Consider the following 5,153-nt stretch of genomic DNA (forward strand, 5'->3'; position numbering starts at 1 on the left):
TCCTGCGCACCCTGGCACCGCAGAACTAGGCCGCGAGCGGGCACCCGCACCCCGTCACACACCGCAACTATCACGTTGCCGAGAAGACCTCACTGGCTCCCCACACCATGCCGAACCCAGCATGCTCCGACCCGAGAGATCACTTCAGGCACACAGTAAATTCGCCAGCAGAGTCCGAGGCCGCCGCCCTCAAGTGCATCTACATGGCGCTGATGAGCCTGGACCCGACCGGGAAGGGCCGCAGGCGGTGGACCATGCGCTGGAGAGCGCCCCTCAACGCGTTCCAGATCGCCTTCGAGGGACGCCTGACCCCGAGCAACAACTGACCATCAACAACCAAGATCAGCCGTAAAATGACACACCCCGAACGCGCGGGTGGGATGGTCCCGTCACCGGGTCGACGAGCCTAAACGTACGGCCCTGCTCCCCGCACGCGCGGGGACGGCCCCCCGAGTGACGGTCCTTGGCCCGGTACAGCAACTGCTCTCTGCGCACGCGGAGATGGTCCCTGCTTCCAGGTCATCTCCGGCGTCTCCTCTCCTGCTCCCCGCGTGTGCGGGGAGCAGGAGAGGAACAGGCCACGGCCGGACGGGGAAGGCGCCACGCATGGCATGATCCCAGCGGAGGATGATCTTCATGCCATTTCCCGGATAGGCGGACCACGACAGGCTGGGTGACCATGGCCGATATGAACACGATGCGCGTCATCAGCCAGGACGTCCTCGGCGGACCCGAGGTCCTGAAGGAAGTGACGGTGGAGCGGCCCACGCCGCGTCCGAACGAGGTGCTGGTCCGGGTGCGGGCCGCCGGGGTCAACCCGACCGACTGGAAGCACCGGGCGACCGGCGGATTCCTCGGCGAACCCCCTTTCGTGCTTGGCTGGGACGTCTCCGGCGAGGTCTCCGCGACCGGCATCGGCGTGGCCGCGTTCCGGCCCGGCGACGAGGTCTTCGGTATGCTCCCCTACCCCTTCGGCCACGGCTCGCACGCCGAGTACGTCATCGCCCCGGTCCGCTCCCTGACGCACAAGCCCGTCTCGATCGACCACGTCCAGGCGGGCGCGCTGCCGCTGGTGTCGCTGACGGCGTGGCAGGCGCTGACCGAGCACGCTGGTCTGCGGTCCGGGCAGCGGGTGCTGATCCACGCGGCGGCCGGCGGCGTCGGGCACGTGGCAGTGCAGATCGCCAAGACGCTCGGCGCGTACGTGATCGGTACGGCGAGCGCGGGCAAGCACGACTTCCTGCGGGAGATCGGCGTGGACGAGCTGGTCGACTACCGGGCCACGGACTTCACGCAGGCGGTGCGGGACATCGACGTCGTCCTCGACACCCTGGGCGGCGAGACGTCCGTACGGTCGCTGGAGGTGCTGCGGCCGGGCGGGATCGTGGTGTCGATCGTGCCGGTTGGCGGCCAGGACTTCTTCGACGAGGCCGAGCGGCTCGGGGTGCGGGCGGTGCGGATGCTGGTGGACGCCGACCGGTCCGGGATGCGGGAGGTCGCCCGGATGGCGGAGGCGGGGCAGCTGAAGGCGACGATCACGGGGACCTTCCCGCTGGCCGAGGCCGCCAAGGCGCACGAGCGGGGCGAAACCGGCCGGACGACGGGGAAGCTGGTGCTGCTGGTGGGCTAGGCCGGGAGCGTGGCGCGCAGCGTTAGTGCGTTGGCATGCAGGGCTATAGAGGGTGTGGCGCTGGCATGCATACGTTTGGTGTAGCCCTAGGTTGGGAGTGACCGAGGTCACAGATCCACTCAATGACCTCGGCACTCCGGCGGACGAGTCCCCCGGATCAGCAGAGGAGATCGTCATGGCCAGCAGCAACCGCGCCGTCGTCTTCCAGAACCCGAAAGACATGCGCGTCGAGTCTCTCGACTTCCCGAAGCTTCAGATGCCGAACGGGAAAAAGGCCCCGCACGGAGTCATCCTCAGAATCGTCGCCACCAACATCTGCGGCAGCGACCTGCACATCTACCGCGGGTCCTTCCCTGTGCCCAAGGGCATGGTGATGGGGCACGAGATGACCGGCGAGGTCATCGAGGTCGGCCCCGACGTCGAGTTCCTCAGTGAGGGCGACCTCGTCTCCGTCCCGTTCAACGTCGCCTGCGGCCGATGCCGCAACTGCAAGGCGCGGCGGACCGACGTCTGCGAGACCACGAACCCCAAGGTGGCCTGCGGAGCGTACGGCTTCAACCTGGGCGACTGGACCGGCGGCCAGGCCGAGTACCTGTTCGTCCCGTACGCCGACTTCCAGCTCCTGCGCTTCCCAGACAGGGACCAGGCCATGGCGAAGATCCGTGACCTGGCGCTGCTCTCGGACATCCTGCCCACCGCGTTCCACGGTCTCATGGAGGCCGGTGCCAAGCCGGGCTCGACCGTGTACATCGCCGGCGCCGGCCCGGTCGGCCGCTGCGCCGCAGCAGCGGCGCGCCTCCTCGGGGCGTCCTGCATCATCGTCGGCGACTACAACAAGAACCGCCTGGAGCTGATGAAGAAGAACGGCTGCGAGACGATCGACCTGCGCCAGGACGCAGCGCTCACCGACCAGATCGAGGCCATCCTGGGCGAACCCATGGTCGACTGCGCAGTCGACTACGTCGGCACCGAGGCACACGGCATCGGCCACGAGGCCGAGGACATGGACCCGGCCTACGCCATCAACCAGGTGATCGACGCGACCCGCGCGGGCGGAGCCACCGGAGTCATCGGCGTCTACGGCCCCGACCCGCTCGCGAAGTCGAAGGCCGAGCAAGAGGGAACGTACCCGATCGACTTCGGCAAGGCCTGGATCAAGTCGCCGCGGATCACCGCCGGACAGGCACCGATCATGCACTACAACCGCGAGCTGATGATGGCGATCCTGTGGGACCGCATGCCCTACTTGAGCGCCATGCTCAACACGAAGGTGATCAGCCTCGACGACGCCCCCGACGCCTACGCGACCTTCGACACGGGAGTATCCGAAAAGTTCATCATCGACCCCCACGGCCTCATTCCCGCCTGAGGCCCGCCCCCTTCCGCTCCGGCCCGCAGTCCCCGTTCGGGGAGGCTGCGGGCCGGAGCCCTGCCTTGCCGGCGCATCCCTCGACGAAAGGCCCGGAAGAACCCTGCGGCGTAGGCTGGGACAGGACGCTGCGGGCCTCGGGTAGATCGGCGCGGAGCAGTCTAGAGGGAGAGCATGGCCGTGGGTGGCCCTCCAGCGCCCTCAGGGGCTCCTGTGGTCTCTGGTGCCACGCAGGGCCGCTTCTGCTCACGTCCGGGGTGCCAGACGGCGAACGGCGTCAGGCCCGGCAGGGCGGACGGCGGACACGCTTCACGCGCGCGTACTCGGCAGGCCGGATCTGCACCCGCTTCCGAAAGCAGGCCACAGATTCGCTGGTGATGACAACTCGTCAGGCCCATGGCGCGCGTCACGTCCACGCTGCGACCGAGCGGCAGCCCTCACCAGCCTCTCGCTGAAGGGATGAGCACGATGGCACACGAACTCCGCGGCCGGAAGGTCGCGATCCTGGCGGCCGACGGCGTCGAGCGCGTCGAGCTCGAGCAGCCGCGTGGCGCCCTGCACGGCGCCGGGGCGGACACAGAGGTCCTCTCCATCCATCCCGGCGAAATCCAGGCCCGCCAGGGGGACCTGAACTCCGCAGGGACCTTCCCCGTCGACCGGCTCGTCTCGGACGCCTCTGCCGACGACTATGACGCCCTGCTGCTGCCCGGCGGCACCATGAACCCCGATCAGCTCCGTGTCAACGAGGACGCCGTCCGTTTCGTCAAGGCCTTCGTGAATTCGGGGAAGCCAGTGGCCACGATATGCCACGGCCCGTGGACCCTGGTGGAAGCCGATGTCGTACGCGGACGCCGACTCACCTCGTGGCCCAGCATCCGCACGGATCTGCGTCACGCAGGAGCCGAGGTCGTCGACGAGGAGGTCGTCATCGACGGCCAGTTCACCTCGAGTCGGTCGCCCGCGGACCTGCCGGCCTTCTGCGCGGCCATCGTCGAGCAGTTCGCCCGGGCCGGCCGCTCGGTCTCCGGCGCCTAGCTGGGCAGCGAAAGCTGCGCCCCCAAGCGCCGGCAGGACATTCCGCGGACCCGCCTGGTCAGCATGGGAACCGAGGCCCTGGGCGCCGCGGTCTCAGTGGCCCGCCGCGCCGGCGAAGCCAAGCCCGGTCGGGCGCGCTGCAGGGGTGTCACAGCATCTCCAGCGGCCGTTTACTCTCCGGCGGCGGGAACGCCCGGTCCAGGGTTGCGAGATCCTCGGCGGTCAGGTCCACCTCCAGAGCTGCTCTGTTCTCCTCGACGTGCGCGCGGGAAGACGCCTTCGGGATCGCGATGACGTCCTCGTGCGCAGGACCCAGGCCAGGGCGATCTGCGCGGGCGTCGCACCGTGGGCGGCTGCCACGTCCCGCAACGCCCTGTGGCCGAGGAGGCGGCCCTGTTCGACCGGCGAGTACGCCATGATGGGGATCGACAGTTCACGGCACCTGGGCAGCAGACTGTACTCGGGTCCTCGACGGCTGAGGTTGTACAGCACCTGGTCGGTCTGCGGCCCAGCTCCGGGCGGCAGATCCGCGAGATCATCCACGTCCAGGTTGCTCACCCCCCAGGAGCGGATGGCACCCTCGCGCACCAGGGACTCGAACGCCTCGACCGTCTCCTCCAACGGCACGACTCCACGCCAGTGCAGCAGGTACAGATCGATCCAGTCCGTACGCAGACGACGCAGGCTCCCCCGGCGTGCCTCGGCAACTCCAGCGACATCCGCGTGGGAGGGGAGCACCTTGCTGACCAAGAAGACCTCCTCCCGCCGTCCGGCCACCGCCTCGGCCACCACTTCCTCCGCCGCGCCGTCCCCGTACATCTCCGCGGTGTCGACGAGAGTCATCCCCAGGTCCAGCCCGGCGCGCAGGGCCGACACCTCGGTCGCGCGGCGCACGGGATCTTCCCCCATCCCCCAGGTGCCCTGACCGAGCGCCGTGACCGCAACCCCGCAAGGAAGGATGACCGCCCTCGGTTGCGCCATGACTTCCTCCTGGAAGACCGGTGCCCAAGACTGCCAGCCACCAACTGAGCCCTTCTCGGTAACGTCTCGTGACGATTCGTGATCTTCGTTCAGCTGGTGCGGCCGTGTTCCATCTGGAGCAGGACGAGGGCGGCGCGG

The 5,153-nt window shown here is 68.7% G+C and carries 3 protein-coding genes and 2 pseudogenes; 4 read left to right on the forward strand and 1 reads right to left on the reverse strand.

What is annotated here, in order from left to right:
- Positions 1-176 precede the first annotated feature (176 nt).
- The 4 genes and pseudogenes from ABZV34_RS37010 to ABZV34_RS37025 all read left to right on the forward strand — a co-directional run.
- A pseudogene (locus ABZV34_RS37010) lies at positions 177-326 on the forward strand (IS256 family transposase); the annotation flags it as partial.
- Between the two features lie 353 nt (positions 327-679).
- On the forward strand, positions 680-1,630 hold the full coding sequence (locus tag ABZV34_RS37015; protein WP_356286927.1) for an NADP-dependent oxidoreductase: 951 nt from the start codon (positions 680-682) through the stop codon (positions 1,628-1,630).
- Between the two features lie 175 nt (positions 1,631-1,805).
- The gene (locus ABZV34_RS37020) at positions 1,806-2,999 is read left to right on the forward strand and encodes an alcohol dehydrogenase catalytic domain-containing protein (protein ID WP_356286929.1); all 1,194 of its coding nucleotides are present in this window, start codon (positions 1,806-1,808) and stop codon (positions 2,997-2,999) included.
- A 468-nt stretch (positions 3,000-3,467) separates the two neighbouring features.
- Positions 3,468-4,034, forward strand: a complete 567-nt coding sequence (locus tag ABZV34_RS37025; RefSeq protein WP_356286932.1) for a type 1 glutamine amidotransferase domain-containing protein — start codon at positions 3,468-3,470, stop codon at positions 4,032-4,034.
- Positions 4,035-4,182: 148 nt separating this feature from the next.
- On the opposite strand, the pseudogene ABZV34_RS37030 reads toward ABZV34_RS37025, so the two are convergent.
- Positions 4,183-5,015 (reverse strand): annotated as a pseudogene (locus tag ABZV34_RS37030) (aldo/keto reductase).
- Positions 5,016-5,153: the final 138 nt, after the last annotated feature.

This window comes from Streptomyces sp. NPDC005195 (genome assembly GCF_040608315.1).
GTDB classification, from domain to species: Bacteria; Actinomycetota; Actinomycetes; order Streptomycetales; family Streptomycetaceae; genus Streptomyces; species Streptomyces kaempferi.

What these genes read in the sequence shown, in the direction of transcription:
- ABZV34_RS37025 (WP_356286932.1), top strand. Translation starts at nt 3,468, where the DNA reads ATGGCACACGAACTCCGCGGCCGGAAGGTCGCGATCCTGGCGGCCGAC.
- ABZV34_RS37020 (WP_356286929.1), top strand. Translation starts at nt 1,806, where the DNA reads ATGGCCAGCAGCAACCGCGCCGTCGTCTTCCAGAACCCGAAAGACATG.
- ABZV34_RS37015 (WP_356286927.1), top strand. Translation starts at nt 680, where the DNA reads ATGGCCGATATGAACACGATGCGCGTCATCAGCCAGGACGTCCTCGGC.